This is a genomic window from Geobacillus sp. CCR, assembly GCF_052906625.1.
Map to the genome: position 1 here is coordinate 70,961 of NZ_JBREBQ010000009.1, position 19,528 is coordinate 90,488.

Annotated in this window: 21 protein-coding genes and 1 pseudogene; 16 read left to right on the forward strand and 6 right to left on the reverse strand. The window is 53.9% G+C overall.

Annotation, left to right across the window (positions count from 1 at the left end):
• Positions 1-7: 7 nt before the first annotated feature.
• A pseudogene (locus ACVBDQ_RS06740) lies at positions 8-513 on the reverse strand (QueT transporter family protein).
• Positions 514-587: 74 nt separating this feature from the next.
• Here ACVBDQ_RS06740 and chrA point away from each other — a divergent pair.
• The 6 genes from chrA to ACVBDQ_RS06770 all read left to right on the forward strand — a co-directional run bounded on the left by chrA (position 588) and on the right by ACVBDQ_RS06770 (position 7,066).
• Positions 588-1,796, forward strand: coding sequence for a chromate efflux transporter (gene chrA / locus ACVBDQ_RS06745; RefSeq protein ID WP_025039059.1), 1,209 nt, complete (start codon positions 588-590; stop codon positions 1,794-1,796).
• A gap of 180 nt (positions 1,797-1,976) precedes the next feature.
• Complete coding sequence (locus ACVBDQ_RS06750) at positions 1,977-2,180, forward strand: acyl-CoA carboxylase (protein WP_128082653.1); 204 nt, start codon at positions 1,977-1,979, stop codon at positions 2,178-2,180.
• A 56-nt stretch (positions 2,181-2,236) separates the two neighbouring features.
• Positions 2,237-2,671, forward strand: coding sequence for a DMT family transporter (locus tag ACVBDQ_RS06755; protein WP_025039060.1), 435 nt, complete (start codon positions 2,237-2,239; stop codon positions 2,669-2,671).
• Between the two features lie 87 nt (positions 2,672-2,758).
• Positions 2,759-4,876, forward strand: a complete 2,118-nt coding sequence (locus ACVBDQ_RS06760) for a YhgE/Pip family protein (RefSeq protein WP_446663117.1) — start codon at positions 2,759-2,761, stop codon at positions 4,874-4,876.
• A 280-nt stretch (positions 4,877-5,156) separates the two neighbouring features.
• Positions 5,157-6,284, forward strand: coding sequence for a nitric oxide synthase oxygenase (locus tag ACVBDQ_RS06765; protein WP_212744051.1), 1,128 nt, complete (start codon positions 5,157-5,159; stop codon positions 6,282-6,284).
• Positions 6,281-7,066, forward strand: coding sequence for an ABC transporter ATP-binding protein (locus ACVBDQ_RS06770; protein WP_014195781.1), 786 nt, complete (start codon positions 6,281-6,283; stop codon positions 7,064-7,066). Before ACVBDQ_RS06765 ends, ACVBDQ_RS06770 begins: the two co-directional genes overlap by 4 nt.
• Positions 7,067-7,101: 35 nt before the next feature.
• Here ACVBDQ_RS06770 and ACVBDQ_RS06775 read toward each other — a convergent pair whose 3' ends face one another.
• Both ACVBDQ_RS06775 and ACVBDQ_RS06780 read right to left on the reverse strand, forming a co-directional pair.
• Positions 7,102-8,352, reverse strand: a complete 1,251-nt coding sequence (locus ACVBDQ_RS06775; RefSeq protein ID WP_014195782.1) for a trehalase family glycosidase — start codon at positions 8,350-8,352, stop codon at positions 7,102-7,104.
• A 154-nt stretch (positions 8,353-8,506) separates the two neighbouring features.
• Positions 8,507-8,713, reverse strand: coding sequence for a hypothetical protein (locus tag ACVBDQ_RS06780; protein WP_011231175.1), 207 nt, complete (start codon positions 8,711-8,713; stop codon positions 8,507-8,509).
• A gap of 153 nt (positions 8,714-8,866) precedes the next feature.
• Here ACVBDQ_RS06780 and ACVBDQ_RS06785 point away from each other — a divergent pair, with 153 nt between their 5' ends.
• From ACVBDQ_RS06785 to ACVBDQ_RS06805, 5 genes are all read left to right on the forward strand, one after another.
• Positions 8,867-9,133 (forward strand): hypothetical protein, encoded by a 267-nt coding sequence (locus ACVBDQ_RS06785; RefSeq protein ID WP_011231176.1) that lies wholly within the window; start codon positions 8,867-8,869, stop codon positions 9,131-9,133.
• Positions 9,134-9,163: 30 nt separating this feature from the next.
• Positions 9,164-9,427, forward strand: coding sequence for a hypothetical protein (locus ACVBDQ_RS06790; RefSeq protein ID WP_011231177.1), 264 nt, complete (start codon positions 9,164-9,166; stop codon positions 9,425-9,427).
• 307 nt (positions 9,428-9,734) lie between these two features.
• The gene (locus ACVBDQ_RS06795; RefSeq protein ID WP_011231178.1) at positions 9,735-10,487 is read left to right on the forward strand and encodes an SDR family NAD(P)-dependent oxidoreductase; all 753 of its coding nucleotides are present in this window, start codon (positions 9,735-9,737) and stop codon (positions 10,485-10,487) included.
• A gap of 69 nt (positions 10,488-10,556) precedes the next feature.
• The gene (locus ACVBDQ_RS06800; RefSeq protein WP_014195784.1) at positions 10,557-11,327 is read left to right on the forward strand and encodes an SDR family NAD(P)-dependent oxidoreductase; all 771 of its coding nucleotides are present in this window, start codon (positions 10,557-10,559) and stop codon (positions 11,325-11,327) included.
• A 39-nt stretch (positions 11,328-11,366) separates the two neighbouring features.
• Positions 11,367-12,146, forward strand: a complete 780-nt coding sequence (locus ACVBDQ_RS06805; RefSeq protein WP_011231180.1) for an enoyl-CoA hydratase/isomerase family protein — start codon at positions 11,367-11,369, stop codon at positions 12,144-12,146.
• A 152-nt stretch (positions 12,147-12,298) separates the two neighbouring features.
• Here ACVBDQ_RS06805 and ACVBDQ_RS06810 read toward each other — a convergent pair whose 3' ends face one another.
• The 3 genes from ACVBDQ_RS06810 to ACVBDQ_RS06820 all read right to left on the reverse strand — a co-directional run bounded on the left by ACVBDQ_RS06810 (position 12,299) and on the right by ACVBDQ_RS06820 (position 15,537).
• Positions 12,299-13,126 (reverse strand): serine/threonine protein kinase, encoded by an 828-nt coding sequence (locus ACVBDQ_RS06810; RefSeq protein WP_021321385.1) that lies wholly within the window; start codon positions 13,124-13,126, stop codon positions 12,299-12,301.
• Complete coding sequence (locus ACVBDQ_RS06815) at positions 13,126-13,323, reverse strand: hypothetical protein (protein ID WP_011231182.1); 198 nt, start codon at positions 13,321-13,323, stop codon at positions 13,126-13,128. Before ACVBDQ_RS06815 ends, ACVBDQ_RS06810 begins: the two co-directional genes overlap by 1 nt.
• Before the next feature lie 120 nt (positions 13,324-13,443).
• The gene (locus tag ACVBDQ_RS06820; RefSeq protein ID WP_011231183.1) at positions 13,444-15,537 is read right to left on the reverse strand and encodes a DNA topoisomerase III; all 2,094 of its coding nucleotides are present in this window, start codon (positions 15,535-15,537) and stop codon (positions 13,444-13,446) included.
• Positions 15,538-15,753: 216 nt separating this feature from the next.
• Here ACVBDQ_RS06820 and ACVBDQ_RS06825 point away from each other — a divergent pair, with 216 nt between their 5' ends.
• The 5 genes from ACVBDQ_RS06825 to ACVBDQ_RS06845 all read left to right on the forward strand — a co-directional run bounded on the left by ACVBDQ_RS06825 (position 15,754) and on the right by ACVBDQ_RS06845 (position 19,510).
• Positions 15,754-17,127: a sensor histidine kinase gene (locus tag ACVBDQ_RS06825; protein ID WP_044744309.1), complete on the forward strand. Its 1,374-nt coding sequence runs from the start codon at positions 15,754-15,756 to the stop codon at positions 17,125-17,127.
• A gap of 2 nt (positions 17,128-17,129) precedes the next feature.
• The gene (locus ACVBDQ_RS06830) at positions 17,130-17,810 is read left to right on the forward strand and encodes a response regulator transcription factor (RefSeq protein ID WP_011231185.1); all 681 of its coding nucleotides are present in this window, start codon (positions 17,130-17,132) and stop codon (positions 17,808-17,810) included.
• A 31-nt stretch (positions 17,811-17,841) separates the two neighbouring features.
• Positions 17,842-18,399 (forward strand): TVP38/TMEM64 family protein, encoded by a 558-nt coding sequence (locus ACVBDQ_RS06835; protein WP_429879213.1) that lies wholly within the window; start codon positions 17,842-17,844, stop codon positions 18,397-18,399.
• Between the two features lie 126 nt (positions 18,400-18,525).
• Positions 18,526-19,092 (forward strand): YdhK family protein, encoded by a 567-nt coding sequence (locus tag ACVBDQ_RS06840; protein ID WP_277391998.1) that lies wholly within the window; start codon positions 18,526-18,528, stop codon positions 19,090-19,092.
• A gap of 229 nt (positions 19,093-19,321) precedes the next feature.
• Positions 19,322-19,510, forward strand: coding sequence for a hypothetical protein (locus ACVBDQ_RS06845; RefSeq protein WP_231847818.1), 189 nt, complete (start codon positions 19,322-19,324; stop codon positions 19,508-19,510).
• Positions 19,511-19,528 lie beyond the last annotated feature (18 nt).

The following is a 19,528-nucleotide window of genomic DNA, read 5'->3' on the forward strand; positions in this document are numbered from 1 at the left end:
CACTTGGTCAGTCGTTGCGGCCGTCAGCGGCCCGGAAGGCTTCTGGAGCGATCCGGCGGCCGACGGCATACATGATCGGCGCGCCGATGGCCATGACGACCAACTCGCTGATGGCCGTCGTCAGCCATGTGAGCCAAAACGGAAAGCCGAGCGCCAGTTTCAATTCGAAGGCGATAATGGCCATAGTCACAGTAAATGACAGCGTATTGACGGTCATGCGCGCCCAAACGTTTCGGACATACCGCATAGAGACGATCGTGATGAGCAGCGCCAACACCGACTGGCCGACGCCAAATACGAGGTCATACGCGACGATCGGCGAGAAAAACCAGTTGGCGAAAAAGACGCCAAGCACAATGCCGATGGCGTATGTTTTGCGGAACACGACCAAGTGATTCAATATTTCTGACACGCGAAACTGAATATTCGTAAAGCCAAACGGCTGAATGAGCGCCGTCACCGCGATATACACGGCGGCGATCAAGCCATTTGCCGTATGATCCGAATGTTCATAACGTCCTCTCCTCGCATTGATGATAATATGATTGTAGCACGACAAACGAATGAACGAAAGGAAGTGAATCTCGTTGACCTTGACGGATCAACAAGCAACAAGCCGGCGGCGATCGGTTTGGGAAGTCGGAAAAACAGCGCTTCTCCTCGGTTTAACGTCATTTGGTGGTCCGGTCGCTCATCTCGGCTATTTTTACGAAGAGTACGTCAAACGAAAAAAATGGATTGACGAGAAAACGTATGCCGATTTGGTCGCTTTATGCCAATTCCTCCCTGGTCCAGCGAGCAGCCAAGTCGGCATCGGCATCGGATTTATGCGCGCCGGCGTTTGGGGGGCGTTGGCAGCTTGGCTTGGTTTTACGCTGCCGTCAGCGGTCGCCCTCAGCCTGGTTGCTGTTTGGCTGCAACACCATTCTTGGGGTGACGCCGGCTGGATGCACGGCTTGCTGTTGGTGGCCGTGGCGGTCGTGGCACAAGCCGTATGGGAGATGGCGCGCAAATTCGCCTCTAGCCGCCTCGAGGCAACGGTCGCCATCATAGCGGCGGCCGCCGTGCTTCTTGCGCCGGGCGCGTGGAGCCAAGTAGCCGTCATCGCCGCAGCGGGGGGCATTGGCGCTGTTGGATTGCGAAAAAACGTCGCACCTTCTTCGTCTGCGGCAGGCATCCCGCCTTCCATTCGTCGTTCCACCGGTTTGACGTTGCTTTCATTGTTTGCCGTGTTGCTTGTTGCGCTGCCGCTCATTCGCACTTGGATCCATTCACCGCTTTTGGCGCTGTTTGACAGCTTTTACCGCGCTGGGGCGCTCGTGTTTGGCGGCGGTCATGTGGTGTTGCCGCTCTTGGAGGCGGAAGTGGTGCCGCAAGGGTGGGTCACCGCCAATCAGTTTTTAGCCGGCTACAGCGCCGCCCAAGCCGTCCCTGGGCCGCTGTTTACGTTTGCCGCGTATATTGGAATGGCGGCGTTGGGCTGGAAGGGAGCGCTAGTGGCTACCACAGCCATTTTTCTTCCATCCTTTTTGCTCGTTCTTGGCGCGTTTCCGTTTTGGCACTGGCTTCGCCGTCATCCACGCTTCCAAGCGGCGCTTGCCGGCATTAACGCCGCTGTGGTCGGGATTTTGCTTGCGGCGCTGTATGACCCGATCTGGACGAAAGCGGTGAAGGGACCGGCCGATTTGGCGTTTTCCCTTGGGGCTTTTCTTCTTCTTGTTGTGTGGAAGTGGCCAGCATGGGCGGTCGTCCTTGTTTCGTTCGTCGGCGGATGGCTGCGCGCTTGGCTCGGCTGATCGCGCCAAACACCATTCGTTACCGTCCAATGGACAACGGCGCTTTCTGCTTTGCCCCTGCAATGGACGGCAAATGCAAATAGACGTACAGTTCGATCAGCAGCAGCGCCAGCCAAGAAAAATGCTATGAGAAAATGGATGGTTACAATAGCAGGCGGGAGGTCAAACCAGAAAACAAGGGTGTCGAGTGCGATCTGCGCCGCAAGCCAGCCGCCGCCAACCGTCGTGGCGAGCACGATGGCGTCGATCGTCAACCTCGTTTCCTTACTGGCCGGTGTCAGTGTATTAGTGATGAGTTTGATCAAATGGTTTTCGTTTGCATGGACGCAATACCGAGGCGGCAGAAACAAAAGAGCGCCGGCAGGGCGTAGGGCTGTGCGCTGAAAGGAAAGCTCACCGCCTGATCCGCAGGCGTATAAAGGCAAAAGGAGGGGGAGCCGATGAAGTGGGTATGGATGCTGCTCGCTCTAACGGCCGGAATGGCTGCCTCCGTACAGGCAGGAGTGAACGGCGGCCTCGGCAAGCGGGTTGGTGTGTTGGAAGGGGCGTTCGTGTCATTTTTAATCGGAACGATCGTCTTATTTTTAGTGCAGTTGTTTTTCGGAAAAGGAGAATTGCTGGCCATGTTTTCTGTGCCGAAATGGCAGCTGACGGGCGGCATTCTCGGCGCTTTTTATGTGTTTGTCATGGTGCTGATCGTTCCGAAAGTCGGCGTTGCCAATTCATTGGCGGCGGTGATCGCCGGCCAGCTCGTCATGAGCTCGATCATTGATCACTTCGGGTTATTCGGGGGACAGCGCATTCCGTTTGACATGACGCGCCTCGTTGCTATAGCCTGTTTGTTTTTGGCGCTTTGGCTTTTTTTCCGCAAATGAACAACAGGACTGGCCAAGTTGGTTTAGTTTTCCGTGATCCGCTCATACTAACAACAGCATGATCGACTTGAAAGGAAGCGGATCAAAGTGAAACAGGCATGGCGCATTTATATGAGCGATTTGAAACATCTCACGACCAACTGGGCCGCATCCATATTGGCTCTCGGTCTGATCGTTCTTCCATCGCTTTACGCTTGGATCAATGTAGAGGCTTCGATTGACCCTTATGCCCATACAGAGGATTTACCGGTCGGCGTCGTGAACGAAGACCGAGGGGCGGAGTTGACCGGTCACCGGTTTCGCGCCGGCGATGAGATCGTCAAGACCTTAAAAAACAACCACCAGTTGGGATGGCGATTTGTCACGCGGAAAAAAGGAATGGAAGGCGTTCGGAGGGGAGACTACTTTGCGACGATCGTCATTCCGGCTGATTTCTCGGCTAAATTAGCCACTGTAGTGCAGAAACGTCCGAAAAGGGCGGTTATTTACTATTATGAAAACGACAAACGGAACGCCATCGCTCCCAAAATCACGGAGCGCGGAGCAAGTACATTGTCAGCGCGAGTCAGCGATGAGTTTGTGAGGGTGGTCAATACCGCATTGTTTTCCTTGTTCCACCAAGCGGGAGTGACGCTCGAACAGCAGCTTCCCACCATTCGCCGCGTTGAAGCGTTCGTGTTTCGTTTGGAAAACGAATTGCCAACGATTCAACGACAATTGAAAGCCCTAGATCGCGATGTGGGAGAGGCAAGATCACTAGTTCGTACAGGCCGCGAGCTTCTGCCGGCTGCCAAAACAACGGTGCGGCGCGGTTTAGAATGGACAGGCCGCGTTGAGAAGTTGTTCATGCAAGTCAATGATTCATCGCACTTATGGGAAAAGCCGGTGGAAATGGCGGTTCATGCGCTCTATTCCTTTGCAGAGCAGACGCCACAGTCCCTCGATACACCGGAAAAGCAAGCGCGTTGGGCGGCTCTCATCCAACAGGCGGCAACAGACGCGAGCCCATTGGTTCAGCAATTGCGCCGAACGTTGAGAACATGGGAGGGGACGATTGATTCCTCTTCGCTTCAACCTGTGCAACGCACCATCAGCCGTATCGAGCAGACGCTAGCGTCTATTCAAGAAACAGCGGCGCTAGTGAAACAACATCCAACAGGCGTCGAAGGGAAGATCACTCACCTGCGTGAACAAATGGCCTTATTGGACGCACAGGCGCAGCAACTTGATCAAGCATATCGCCAACGGCTGCTGCCTATGCTGCGGGCAAAATGGAATCAAACAGGGGAACAGGTGCGACAAGCGAAACAAACGCTTCTTCGCATGGATCAAGCGTTAAATGAGGCAGAGCAATGGTTGTCAAACACAGATCGTGATTTAGCGGCCGCGCAACAAGCGCTAAAGACCGCACAGGCTCAATATCCATTTCTCTCCCGCCAGGTCCGCGAGCTGGCCGCCTTCCTATCGAAAATCAAAAGAGAAACCAACATCGACGAACTGATTCGCTTGTTGAAACAAGATCCACAGGCGAAAGGCGCCTTTTTGGCCCACCCGATTGACGTCAAAACGTTCCGCCTTTTCCCGCTGCCGAACTATGGTTCAGGCATGAATCCATTTTACACGGTGCTGGCCATATGGGTAGGATGTTTGTTGCTTGTTTCCGTCTTGTCGACCGATCCTTCTTCGTTTTCGGAAGCGAATGAGCGGGAAAGATATGCCGGACGGTTGTTGACCTTTTGGACGCTGAATGCTTTGCAGGCGATGGTCGTGACGGCTGGAGCGGCTTTCATCTTGCCGAATATTTTCGTCCGTGAGCCGGGATGGTTCATGACGTTCGGCCTTTTGTGCAGCTTTGTCTTTATGGCGGTGGTTTTTTCGCTTGTTTCCTTGTTCGGCAATGTGGGAAAAGCGATGGCGATTGTGTTGCTCGTCTTGCAAATTGCCGGAGCGGGAGGCACGTATCCGATTGAGCTGATTCCTCCGTTCTTTCAGCAATTAAACCCTTGGCTGCCGTTTACCTACGCCATTGATGTCATGCGCGAGGCAGTCGGCGGGATCGTATGGGAAAATGTTGAGCATGATGTCAAGCGGCTTCTCTTGTTTGCCGTTTCCGCCCTTTTGGCCGGGCTTGTGTTGAAAGGCCCGTTAAGCCCATGGATGCGCGTGCTGAAAGAGAAAGCCGCCCTAAGCGGGTTGTTTCATTGAAACATTTGCTCTATTTTCTTTTGGAAGCATCTGCTACAATAAGGACGAGAGCGTTGCTTCCTGTTCAATGGCCCCGTAGGATGCATGCTTCTCGTTTTGCGAGATGAGAGAACGAATGGCGGGGAAAAGGGGAGAGAATTGTGTCGATCCGTCGACTGCTTGGTGTTGCATTCCTTTTTTTGGCGATTTCGATGTTTATCGAGCAAATGTGGTGGGTCGGGGGCATTTGCCTCTTGATTGGAATTGGAATGACGGCGAAGTGGAGGAAAAAGAAGCATATATGGTAACGATCGAGAGCGATAAGCTCAGACAGCAAGATGAGCAGTTGATGACAAAAGCGAAACAGTTTATCATGGCCAGCTATCGGGAGCTTGGAAAAAGTGAGCAAGAAATGAGGCGGCGGTTGAACGAAATCCGTTGGGAAGTGGAACAAACCGGCACGTACCGCCATACGTACGAAGAGTTAAGCTATGGGGCGAAGATGGCTTGGCGCCACAGCAACCGCTGCATCGGCCGCTTGTTTTGGCAATCGCTCCATGTCATCGATGCGCGAGAAGCGGTCACCGAGGATGAGGTGTTTTCGTATCTATTCCATCATATTGAGTTTGCGACCAATGGCGGGAAAATCCGGCCGACGATCACGATCTTCCGTCCAAATGGGGAAGTGCGCATTTGGAATCATCAACTGATTCGTTATGCCGGTTATGAAACCGAAGAAGGGATCATCGGCGACTCATCCTCCCTCACGTTCACCCGCGCCTGTGAACAGCTTGGGTGGAAGGGGGAAAAAACGCCTTTTGACGTGTTGCCCTTGGTGATCCAGGTAGGCAGCCAGAAGCCTGTTTGGACACCGATCCCTAAAGAATTGGTGCTTGAGGTGCCAATTGAACATCCGGAGTTTCCGTGGTTTCGCGATCTGCAGTTAAAATGGTACGCGGTCCCGATTATTTCAGATATGTGTCTAGAAATTGGCGGCATTCGCTATATGGCAGCACCGTTTAACGGGTGGTACATGGGTACGGAGATTGGAGCCCGCAATTTTGCCGATGATTATCGCTACAACATGCTTCCGAAAGTGGCCTTTTGTATGGGGCTTGACACTAACTCCAACGCATCATTATGGAAAGACAAGGCGTTGGTCGAATTGAATATCGCGGTTTTGTATTCCTACAAAAAGGCGGGCGTCAGCATCGTGGACCATCATACCGCCGCGCGCCAATTTCAGTTGTTTGAACAGCAAGAGAAAGCAGCCGGCCGCCATGTCACCGGCGATTGGACATGGCTGATTCCGCCTCTTTCTCCGGCAACAACGCACATTTTTCACCGAACTTATGACAACACGACCATGTTGCCCAACTTTTTCTATCAGGACCGTCCATACGAACGACAAAGGGGAGAGGAACAATGACCGTCATCATCCGCATGCGCGATGTGTCATGGGCAAGAGGAGGGCGCATGATTTTGCGTGATATCAACTGGGAGGTGAAAGAAGGCGAGCAATGGGCGATTCTTGGACTAAACGGCTCCGGGAAAACATCGCTTCTCAATATCGTCACCGGCTATCAGTACCCGACGCGCGGTGAGGTGGAAGTATTAGGCTATCGGTTTGGACAGGCGAGTCTGCCGGAGTTGCGCCGGCACATCGGGTTTGTCAGCAGCGCGCTCCTTGATCAATTTCACGACACGCTGCAAACGGAAACGGTTGAAGATGTCATCATCAGCGGCAAGTTTGCGACGATTGGCCTGTACGATGCCGTCACTGAGGACGATCGGTCCAAAGCGCAATCGTTAATCGAGTCTTTCCGCCTCGAAGCTGTCCAAGAAAAGCGGTACGCAACGTTGTCGCAAGGAGAAAAGCGAAAAACATTGATCGCCCGAGCGTTGATGGCGAATCCGAAGCTGCTCATTTTGGACGAGCCGACGGTCGGCCTTGACTTATTGGCCCGCGAAGAAATTTTAGCATTGATCGGACAGATCGTCACTCAGCCGTGCCATCTCTTATACGTCACCCATTATATCGAAGAAATCGTCGACTCCATTACCCATGTCTTGCTTTTGCAAGACGGGCGCATCCTTGCGGCTGGCCAAAAAGAGGAAGTGTTAACCGACGAGCGGCTTTCAGAAGCGTTTCGCCTTCCGATCCGCGTTCATTGGGAAGACGGCCGGCCGTGGGTGTCCGTCCATCGGTAGGGCGGCCGTTGGCAGCCGTTCCTAGGCCGACTGCCTCAACATACCGTGCACCCAAGAAGGTCAACCGCTATTTTTTGATAGACCGCATTGGTCCAGCCGAACCCTTTTTGCGAAGGGTAGCGGCCGATGGTGCGGATGCTCATGTCGACCACATTATATTTTTCGTACATGTTGCCAGTTTCCAAATACACTTTGGTGCAAAGCCGAATCCATCGCCGGGCGATCTCTTGCGCTTCAAGGTCATAGCCGTAGTTTTGCAACCCTTTGATGACAATCCAGTGAAGCGGGGCCCAGCCGTTCGGAAAATCCCATTGAAATCCGGTTTGGACATTGGAGGCAGCCAATCCGCCGGGTTGAAGGAACAAAGGTAAATGCCGGACGACTTTCGCTGCTTGCTGTTTAGAGGCCGCCCGAGCCCATAACGGATAAAAAGCAGCCAACGAATAATAGCAGTGCTGCCGCCCGTTGAGGAAATGAAAATCAAAATACATGCCAAACGACTCGTTCCATAAATATTGATTCATCAAGTCTTTTCGCCGCTTAGCCGCCTGCTCCCATTGTTCCGCTTCGCCGTTTAAAGCTAAAAGGCGGGCAAACGCCGCTAAATCGGTTTCGTACTTATAAAGCAAAGCGTTGAGATCCACCGGAATGAAATAGCCGCATTGCCGGTGAAAACGGCCTGTATAGTCCCAACCGGACTCCGCCTCGACCCTTTCATGCCAAAACGCAGGCGGGATATACATTTCGTCAAAATGGAGATACGCCTCCCCCTTTACCCGCAGCATCGACTCAAGCCGATCGTAATATTTATTGAGGCCGATCTGGGGATGATAGTGAGTGGTTTCGTCCATCCAGACTTCTTTGTATTCGATTTTGGCCCATTCGTAAGCGGAGCGGAGCCACTCTTTGTCTCCGCGCCATACCTCCTCGATCATCGACGTCAATAACGGAGGCTGGGAACGGCTTAAGTGGGCCAGTTCGGAACTGTTTGGAATGATTCCAAACGTTTTCAACTCGTAAAAGAAGTTGTTGACGATGTTGCGGGCGAGTTCGTGCAGCCTTGAAATGTTCAGTCCCAATATAATGAAATAGCTGTCCCAGTAAAAGAGCTGCTGGTACACCCCGCCGGGAACGACGTATGGAAACGGAAGGGAAAACAGTTCTCCTTTGGAGTAAGGCGAGCTTGTTTTGACCAATTGTTCCCACCGTTGGTGAATGGAAGAAAACACATGCTCTACGGCTGGATCCGGGCAAATGGCCGTGATGTCCGGAAGCTCAATCGGCAACGGCTGTCCCTCCATGGGAATGGTCTATATGGCTATGTATATGGCCAAAACGACCCGGTCATGCCGCCAATCGAGTGCACGGCGATGGCAGAGGAAGAAAACGGAAGCCGAGCAACAAGGGCCACCGAACAAGGACGCCCTTGTTGCCACTTTTTCAAAACGCGCGGTCAACCGGCGGAAAATCAATATCATCCGCCGTTTGGCGGCTGTCAGCTGGCGTGACTTCCATGACCGGCGGCCGACCGTTTTCAAAACCGCGGGCGATGTCGCGAATCGGGCTCATTTCATCGGGAACGCCAATTCCCGGGGTATAGCGCGGCAGGCTGGAAGTGGCGCCGCGTTCTTCCCAAGGCTCTCTCATGAATCAACACCTCCATATTCTCAGTATGGCCATTGATGGAGGCCGTATAAATGGAAATCAAATCCTTTCCCGCCAATTTCTTTTGTGGAGCCCTGTCATCTGTTGTAGGCATACTATGGATGACAATATGGGCAACAGGAGGGAAGGAACTCAATGCAGTTCGGGAAAGATGCGATCGAAGCGATTTGGCGCCGCCAGTGCGGAGCGTGGGAGCGGAGCGATGCGGCATGTGTCCAGTCATTTTTGGTGGAATGTTTACAACATGACCTTGATCCGCAAGACGGGCTCAATTGGATCATTGAGCACCGCACCCAGCTTTCTGACGCCGATGCAGTGGTGGACGCGGCACTCCGTTGGGTGAATGAACATACGTCCACTGGCTCCCCGGTGTCAGGAATCGGAGCGGAACAACAAGAGTGAGGCGGCGAACAGGAAAGGGCGGAACGAAGGATGGTATGGGTCATCAAAACAAAACACGAAAATGACCAAGGGGAGACGGTGGGGCTGGAGCTTGAGAGCGAAGATGGCTGGCTTGACGCCAACGTCCGCTGGGACGGATGCATGGAAATTCACTTGTACTTGGTGACGGAGGAAGGCCGCGAACTGAGCGATACGCTCCATACGTGCGATTTGCAGGGGCTGATCGAGCGGTTGCAGTCATTGGATTCCGTGTGTCGATCGTTCTTTTTCCAAATTTCAGGACAGGGGAGCTGATGAAGGCCGAACCGCCGGCAGCGCCGCTGACCTCATCGATGAATGAACGAGGAGCCAAAACCGAGGCTCCTCTTTTTTCCTGAACGGCATGGTGTTCATTGAAGGAAGGAGACGCGTTAGGAGGGGAAGCAGGCTCGATTGCCGTTGGCTTCGTCTTTGTTTGGAAGTGCAGGCTTTTCCGATTAGGGGTATAAAAATGTTTAAAATATTCTAAATGTGATGTATAATAAAAGAAACAACATACTAACCGGTTGGTATATCGTCTGTTGAAAACGGATTCAGAAGCGGATCGAAAGGTGGGAAGATCATGAGGCTAAAAGGAAAAGCGGCGATTGTCACCGGCGGCGCGAGCGGCATCGGCCGGGCGACGGCGATTCGCTTTGCGGAAGAAGGCGCCAAAGTGGCGGTGAGCGACATCAATGAGGAAGGAGGGGAAGAAACGGTCCGCCTGATTCGGGAAAAAGGAGGGGAGGCGATTTTTGTCCAAACGGACGTAGCCGATTCCAAGCAAGTGAGCCGCCTTGTCCAAACGGCGGTTGATGCCTTTGGCGGCCTACATATTCTCTTTAACAATGCCGGCATCGGCCATTCGGAAGTGCGGAGCACCGACTTGTCTGAAGAAGAGTGGGACCGGGTCATCAACGTTAATTTGAAAGGAGTGTTCCTTGGCATCAAATACGCGGTGCCCGTGATGAAGCAATGCGGTGGCGGGGCCATTGTCAACACATCGAGCCTGCTTGGAATCAAAGGGAAAAAGTACGAATCGGCCTACAACGCCTCGAAGGCCGGGGTGATTTTGTTGACGAAAAATGCGGCATTGGAATATGGGAAGTTTAACATTCGCGTCAATGCCATTGCACCGGGGGTCATTGATACGAACATCATCACGCCGTGGAAACAAGATGAGCGCAAATGGCCGATCATTTCGAAAGCGAACGCCCTCGGCCGCATCGGGACGCCAGAGGAAGTGGCGAACGCGGTGTTGTTTTTGGCGTCCGATGAAGCGTCGTTTATCACCGGCGCGACATTGTCGGTCGACGGCGGCGGGCTGACGTTTTAGACGTCGGACGGCTGATACGGGGCAACGGATGAAAACAAAGGTCGCACAAACGAGAGGGGAGAGGAAACGATGCGTTTTGCCAATACCGTCGCTGTGATTACTGGAGGGGGAAGCGGCATTGGCCGGGCGACGGCCGTCCGCCTGGCTCAGGAAGGGGCGACTGTCGTGCTTGTCGGCCGCACAGCCGTCAAACTGGAAGAAACGGTGCAAGACATCACGCGTCTTGGGGTGCCAGGGGTGGCCGATCGGTTTGCGGCCGATGTCACGGACCGCGAACAAGTGCGCGCCTTGGCCGCATACGTCCAAAATCGGTACGGCGACTTGCATGTGCTCGTCAACAATGCCGGCATTTCGACCCATACGAAATGGCTCGAGCTCACCGAACAAGAGTGGGATGATGTGCAGCGCGTCAATATGAAAAGCGTCTTTCTTGTCTCGCAAACGCTCGCTCCGCTGATGATCGAAGGGGCAAAACGCGAGCGCGCCAATCGGGCGATTGTGAACGTAGCGTCATTGTCCGGCCATCAGGCCGGGGCGGAAATTCCGCATTACAGCGCCGCCAAAGCCGGCGTGATTAACTTGACGAAGTCGCTCGCTTTGGAGCTGGCGCCGTATGGCATCCGCGTCAATTCCGTCTCGCCCGGTTTTGTCGAGACGCCGCTTACCGAGCGCGGACTGCAAAACGAGCGGTTTGTGAAAGCCATCGAGCGCAACACCGCCTTAGGCCGGGTGGGAGCGCCGGAAGAGATCGCCAACGTCATTGCGTTTCTTGCCTCTTCGGAAGCGTCGTACATGACCGGCTCTGATGTGTTGGTCGATGGCGGATGGCTCATCAAATGAAACTGAAAAGTCCAAAATGGAAAAGGAGAGGAAAGGAATATGGAAACCTCGCATTTGCTTGTGGAACAATCCGGTTCTGTATTATGGTTGACGCTGAATCGCCCGGAGCGGCTCAATGCCTTCAGCCCGGAGATGATTGCCGGACTGACGGATGAAATCGAACGCGCCGCGGCGGATGATGCCGTCCGCGTCATCGTCTTATCCGGCGCTGGGCGGGCGTTTTGCGCCGGCGGGGATGTGAAAACGATGGGTCAGTCGAGCGCCCCGCAGGCGTATGAGCATATCGGCCGACTCAACCGGCTCATTTTGGCGATGAAATCATGCGAGAAACCGATCATGGCCGCCGTGCACGGCGTGGCGGCCGGAGCTGGGTTCAATTTGGCGCTGGCTTGCGATGTGATCCTCGCGGCCGAAGACAGTCAATTCATTTTGAGCTTTGCGAAAGTTGGCCTTGTCTCGGACGGCGGCGGGTCGTATTGGCTGCCGCGGCTTGTCGGTCCGCATTTGGCGAAACAGTTTTTCTTCACCGCCGATCCGATTTCAGCCCGTCGCCTGTATGAATTGGGCGTCCTAAGCGAGGTCGTCCCAGCTGAGAAACTGCGCGAGGCGACAGAATCGCTCGCCTCGAAGCTGGCGGGTGGGCCCACGAAAGCCATCGGAAAACAAAAACGGCTGATTGAACACGCGCTGACCGCGACACTCGAGGAGATTCTCGAAGAAGAGCGTCTCGTTCAAGGGTTGATGGTGGAAACCGAAGACCATCGCGAAGGGGTGACGGCGTTTAAAGAGAAACGGAGCCCGGTGTTCCAAGGAAAATAAGCGAGTGGCAGTGCCGAAAGAGCGTTGCGCCCTGTTTCTCCATCAGCGGGAGACAGGGCGTATTTTGTTTTCACTTCGCCTCAAATGAAACAGCCCCCCCTTTCCAAATGGGGAAAAGGGGTGGGTTGGTCGGGGAGCGGTGCGATCAAACGTCAAAGCGCCCCTGCTTGATTCCGGATGGGTTCTGCGAGCAACTGATCCACGTCGTCGATCAACTCGTCAACATGGTCATACGGCGCATCCAGCTGCAGCATTTTCCGCAAGATCCTGCGGGCGTTCGAGGATAAGTCAAGTTCTTCTTCCCAGCTTTTTTCCTCGTCACTTATCGGTTCATAGGCAGAATACAATAAAAACAAGGTGAAGTGTCCAAGGGCATAGAAATCGCTTCGTGGATGCGGTTCGCGCCGCAGTCGCTTTTCCACTGGATCGTCATCGCGCACATCCACCGATTCCCCGATGCGGCAGGCCAAGCCGAAGTCGATGACAAACACCGTTCCATTGCGCCAGATGATGTTCGGGATGCGCAAATCGCGGTGGACAATCCCCAAAGTATGCAGGTGGCACACGACCATCAACACGTCGCGCAGCAGCTGGAACGCTGCCTGTTCCGTATACGTGACTCCCCGTTTGAAGATCAAGTCTTCCACGGTTTCTCCTTCGATGTACTCCATCACGAGATGCGGCTGTCCGCGCTCCACAAACCGATCATACAGCCTCGGAATTTGCGGGTGGCGCAAACGGGCAAGCAGATCCGCTTCGCGCTGAAGCAAGCGGCGGCCGTCTTCTCCTTTTGTCCGCCGCGCCTGCTTGACGACGACAAACCGCTTGGTATGGAGGTCGCGCCCTTTATAGGCGATGCCGTAGCTTCCCATCCCAAGCTCTTCGATGATTTCATAGCGGCCCAAAAGCACCTTCCCGCCCCGATGCGGCCGATCAACCCAGCGGGAGACGAACGGATGGCGTTCAAAAAACCGTTTCATCAGCTGCCGAAAAAGCTTGAGAAGAAGCTGCCGCTATGATGTTTCTTTTTGTAGTGATGGTGCCCATACTGGGACGGGTGGTGATGCGAGTGATACGTTGGGTTGTAATAATGGTGGTCGCTGCTGCTGTAATGTTTATGGTAGTGCGACGGATGATGGGGATGGCCGAAAAGGGATTTTAGCCATTTTTTCAACATCGTGATCGCTCCTTTGCGATAGATTTATCTATATATACGAGGCAATGAGAGGGAGGTTTCAGATTCAAAGATGAAAAAGAAACCGCCAGGGGCATGAGCCCCCAGCGCCGTGCAGTAGTCTCATTCCTCTTTTTGGCTCAATGCCTGCTTGAACAGCTCTCCTAAACTGACCCCAAACGATTCGTTCGACGCGCTGTATTTTTTGAGAAGCGCCCGTTCGCTGCCTTTGGCGGCGATGCGTTTGGTCTCGTCCGCTTTTTCGACAATATTGCACGGGCGGCATTGGAAATAAAGTCCTGCCTTTCCTTCATGCATTTCCATGCGCCGGTGGCATTGCGGACAGCGGCGGTTCGACAGTTTCGGGTCGCGCCGGCGGCGGTAGCGGCATTGTAAGTTCGAGCAGACAAGCATCCGTCCGTCTTTCGTTTTCCGCTCTTTTAAAAGCGCGCCGCATTCTGGACACGTCAGATTCGTGAGGTTTGGCGCTTTGTATACCTGCTCGCTTTGCTTAATTTCGGCAACGAGCTGCTGCGTTTGCCGGCGGATGTTGGCCAAAAATTGTTGTGGATTTCCTTTCCCGCGGGCGATCGCCTCCAGCTCCCGCTCCCAGCGGGCGGTCAATTCCGGCGATTTCAGCTCTTCATTGACGAGCTCAATCAGCTGTTTCCCTTTTTTTGTCGGATAAAACCGTCCGTCTTTTCGCTCGACCACTTCGGTTTCAACCAGCCGTTCGATGATGTCCGCTCTTGTCGCCGGCGTGCCGAGCCCGTATTTCTCCATTTGCGCGAGCAAATCAGCTTCCGAATAACGGGCAGGCGGTTCCGTGAACGATTGTTCCAGCTCAAGTTGCACTGATGGGAGCGTCTGGCCTTCCGCGAGATGCAACAACGTTGGTTGGGCCTTGTTGTCTTCTTTGCTGAGAACGGCTTGAAATCCGGCGTTGACAACCGCCGTCTCCTTGGCGACAAACGTTTCGCCGCCGATGTCAAAGACGGCTGTCGTCGTTTCGGATTCATGCGGCGGGTAGAAAAGCGCCAAAAAACGGCGGGCGATGAGATCATACAGCTTGCGCTCATCAGTGGACAGCCTGCTAAGGTTGAGCCGCTCATCCGTTGGAACGATGGCGTGATGATCGGTTACTTTGTCATCGTTAAATACCCGCTTGGCTGCTTTGGCTTTGCCTTTGGCAAGGAGCGGAGCGATGACGTCCTCATAACCGGATTTCATCGCCAACAACCGCTCGGTCATCGTCGCTTCCATATCGCTTGGCAAATAACGCGAATCGGTGCGCGGGTACGTGACAAGCTTGTGTTGTTCGTACAGTCGCTGCAACACCGAGAGCGTCTTTTTCGCCGAAAAGCCAAACCGCTTGTTTGCGTCCCGCTGCAGTTCGGTCAAGTCATACGGCAGCGGGGCGGGCTCGCTTTTTCGTTTCCGTTTGATCGATGTGACGCGCGCCGGCTGGCCTTTGAGACGAGTCATCAGCCGGTTGGCCTCGTCTTGGTCAAACAGACGATGTCCGCCATGCCGCTCCCATACGGCTGTGATGGACCCGATCTTGGCCCGAATTGTCCAATATGGCACGGGAACGAACGATTGGATCTCGCGTTCGCGCTCGATGATCATCGCAAGCGTCGGCGTCTGCACCCGCCCGGCTGAGAGCGGATCGTTGTATTTGGTCGTCAAGGCGCGCGAGACGTTTAACCCAATCAGCCAGTCGGCTTCCGCGCGGCAGACGGCCGATTGATACAGGCGTTCAAACTGCACCCCGGGCTTGAGTTGGCGGAAGCCGTCGCGGATGGCGCGGTCGGTTTGCGACGAAATCCATAGCCGCCAAATCGGCTTCGTCCAACCGATCATCTCTAAAATCCAGCGCGCCACCAGTTCCCCCTCGCGGCCCGCGTCGGTCGCGATGATGACATCTTTCACATCCGGTCGTTTCGCCAACCGTTCAATGGCGCGAAACTGGTGGCTTGTTTGCCGAATGACTTTCAAGCCCATTTTCTTTGGGATGATCGGCAAGTCCTCCAGCCGCCATGTTTCGTATTTTCGGTCGTAGTCTTCCGGCATCTTCAGCTCCACTAAATGGCCGAGCGCCCAGGTGACAATGTGCTGCTTTCCTTCAAAATAATGTTTATGTGCTTGCTTGCAGCCGAGCACGCGGGCGATGTCGCGGGCGACGCTCGGCTTTTCCGCTAACACGAGCGATTTCATCGATAAACCCCTTTCTGTCGTCTCTACATGAGCACAGTCTGCTTCTTAAGTATAAAGGAAGAAGGAAAAAGACGCATCCGTCAAGGTTTGTCTCCTTGGCGGGACAAGACGCCTTGGCGTGGCGCAAAGCTGCATCTCCACACTTTCTGCACATTTGCCAAATAAAATAGTAAAATTGAAATGACACTCGGACTTGATGGATGAGGAGAGGAATCCGTGCGAAAACTGTCATGGAAACTCGGCATGCTGTTTTTTGCCTTTGTCTTGGCCATTGAAATGGTGCTGTTCGTTTCCCTCTACGCTACGCTCGTCCATGCGCGCATCGAGGAAGAATTCGCGCAGCTTCTGGCGCGGGGAAACAGCCATCGCAATGTATTGGAAAAAAATTACGATCGAACGACGTTGGCGCATGTCGTGATGATGGAATCAGAGGCGGAAACCGATGTCGCCATTACGGACGCCCGGCGCCGGATTGTATCGGCGTCTAGCGGCATTGTTCCGTTTGCCAAGCGCATCATTCCTTTAACGAACGGTCGCCATATTCCCCGCCGGGGAATGATGGTCGAAACCGACTGGAAGCGGGCGTCGCATATCGCCGCCGTCAGCCCGATTCAAATCAGGGGTGAAACAAGAGGATATGTGTATATGTTTCAAGACACCCGCTCGATCCGGACGATGGTGTATAAACTGAAGCATCATTTTATCGTCGTTGGCGTGCTGTCGGTGGCGATCACCGTGTTGACCATCGCCTTTTTCTCCCGCGCCATTACGATGCCGCTCCTTCGCATGAAACAGGCGACCGAGGCGCTCAGCCGGGGGGATTTTTCCGTCCGCCTCGAGATGAAAGGCAACGACGAGCTGGCGCAACTCGGGAGAGCGATTCAAACGCTGGCCAATGATTTGGCGTATTTGAAACAAGAGCGGAGCGAATTTTTAGCGAGCATCTCTCATGAATTGCGCACGCCGCTGACGTATGTGAAAGGATACGCCGACATTGCCCGACGTCCGCATCTGTCTGAGGAACAACGGGCGAACTATATGGCGATCATTTACGAAGAAGCGGAAAAGATCGAAAAGATGGTCAAAGATTTGTTTGAATTAGCCAAACTGGAGCAACACTCGTTCCAGATTGAAAAGCAACCGACAAATCTTTGTTCGTTTTTGACAAAATTGTGTGAAAAACTGCGCCCCGCGTTTCAGGAAAAATCGTTGTCGCTTGTGTGCCAGTGCCCCGGTTCGGTCATGGCTGCGATTGATCGGCAGCGGTTCGAGCAAGTGATGATCAATGTGCTTGACAATGCACGAAAGTACGCGTTTTCTGGCACGACGGTGGCCGTCGCCGTTCACCTTCAAAAGCAAGGAATCGTCATTGCCGTATCCGATGAAGGAACCGGCATTCCGCCGGAAGATGTGCCCCGGATTTTCGAGCGGTTTTATCGGGTTGACAAATCGCGGTCGCGGACAAGCGGCGGGACCGGACTCGGTTTGGCGATTGCCAAAGAAATCGTCGAGGCGCACGGGGGAACGATCGCTGCTCGAAGCGAACAAGGAAAAGGAACGACCATCCTCATTACGCTGCCGGAGGGATAATGATGTATACCTTGCTGTTGGTTGATGATGAAGAGCGGATGCTCGATTTATTGGAATTGTATTTAGCGCCGAACGGCTACCGCTGCGTGAAACGGCGTTCGGGGGCGGAAGCCATTGACTATTTGCGGCGCCATCATGCCGATTTGGTGCTGCTTGATGTCATGATGCCAGAACTCGACGGATGGGAAACGTGCCGCCGCATTCGATCGTTTTCGAATGTGCCGATCATGATGGTCACCGCTCGCGATGAGACGGCGGATATTGTCCAAGGATTGAAAATCGGAGCGGACGATTATGTGACGAAACCGTTTGACGAGGCGGAACTGCTTGCTCGCATTGAAGCGGTGCTGCGCCGTACAGCCGGCGGTCGTTCCGCCATTCGCGCGGCCGGGCTTGTATGGGACGAAGAGGAACATACGGTCCGCTACGAAGATAAGCCGATTGCGTTGACGCCGAAAGAATTTGCCATTTTGGGACTGCTGTTAAAGCACCCGAATCAGGTGTTCAGCCGAGGGCAAATCATCGCATCGCTATGGGGCTATCTCGCTGATACGGAAGAGAGGACCGTTGACTCCCACATGAAAAACATCCGCGAAAAATTGCGTAAAGCGGGGTTCCCAGCGGACGAATATTTGCAGACGGTCTGGGGCGTCGGCTACAAATGGGAAGGGCGCAAGTCATAACCATTTTCGGAAAGAGAGGCGTTTGGGCCAAATGGAAGAACGGATGATTGAGTTCCTTCAAGCATACGGCGGAGCGGCGTACTTCTTGAGTCTAGCCTGCAATGTGGTGATCAGCGTGCTCGGAGTCGTCCCAAGCGCCTTTTTAACTGCCGCCAATTTGACCGTTTTCGGATTTTGGCCCGGCTTTTGGGTGTCGTTTGCCGGCGAGGCGCTCGGAGCGGTCGTCTCGTTTGTCTTGTATCGAAAAGGACTTCGCCGATGGAGCGAGACGACATGGCTTTCCCATCCCAAGGTGAAGCCGTTGCTTCATGCAAGTGGCAAGGAGGCGTTTGGGCTTATTTTCGCGCTTCGACTGTTGCCGTTTGTGCCATCCGGGGCGGTGACGTTCGTTGCTGCCATCGGCCGCACGTCTCTTCTCGTGTTTGCAACGGCTAGCTCGCTCGGCAAGCTCCCGGCTTTATGGATGGAAGCGTATGCCGTCCATCAATTCCTCGAGGCCGCCTGGGCGGGCAAACTGATGCTCGCTGTTGCATCGATCGTTCTTTTGTGGTTCGTCTGGCGAAAGATAGGGCAAAAAGCAGCGGGGTGAAACAGCCCCCGCCCAAAAGGACAGTCAGCCTAGGCGCCATACGGCCTTTAGCGGCAAATCCAAGGCCATCTCCACAAAATCTGCACAAATGTCCGGTATGCTAACAAGGCAAGGAGGGTGAAAACGATGAAAAACTGGAAAATGTTATTGGGAACAACTTCAGTTATGGCAGCGCTCTTGCTATCCGCCTGCACCGGTGCCAACGACAACAAAGCGCCAAAGGAAAATACGGCTTCTCACACCGGTCATGAGGGAATGAACCACTCGGGTTCAGGAGAGGTGCCGGCTGGATTGAAGGAGGCGAAACAACCAAAGTATCCGATTGGAAGCCAAGTCATCATCCATGCCGACCATATGCCGGGAATGGATGGAGCCAAGGCGACTGTCACCGGTGCCTTTGACACGATCGTCTATACGGTCACATACACCCCAACTACAGGCGGGGACCCAGTGAAAAACCATAAATGGGTCATTCACGAAGAAATCGAAAACGCCGGAGACAAACCGTTCCAGCCGGGCGATGAAGTCGTCTTGAATGCCGATCACATGGAAGGGATGAAAGGGGCCAAAGCAGTCATTGATTCGGCGAAACAAACGACGGTGTATATGGTCGATTACATCGATACGGAAACTGGTCAAAAAGTGACCAACCACAAATGGGTGACCGAAGACGAGCTGTCGCCGGCCAACTAACGAATCATCATCGGTGTTTCCGCAAAACGCGCAGCCATTTCCCTTGGAGCATAGGGGAATGGCTTGTTTTTTTTCGGCTCATTTGTGAAAATTGTGGTATAATTATACGAAAACCCCCTATTTTTTCAAAAAATAGACAATATAGGCGGCTTCGCCTGAGTCTTACGGAGCGATCGGGAAAACGGGAGAAAGAAAGGGAGAAACGATGCGGAGATTTTGGTTGGGAGTTATGTGGTTTTCAGTGGTTTGGGTGCTTTACGGCATCGGAGCGGCAGGGCATCACTTATGGACGGAACACCGGATGGACGGACAGGCGCTGATTCTCGCGCTCGGCATGGCGACCATGGCCTGGCGGGCATGGGACGAATATCGTGGGAACGGTTGGACACGAAAAAAGGAAGACGGGCGCCGTCTATGATGAAAGGACGCCCGTCTC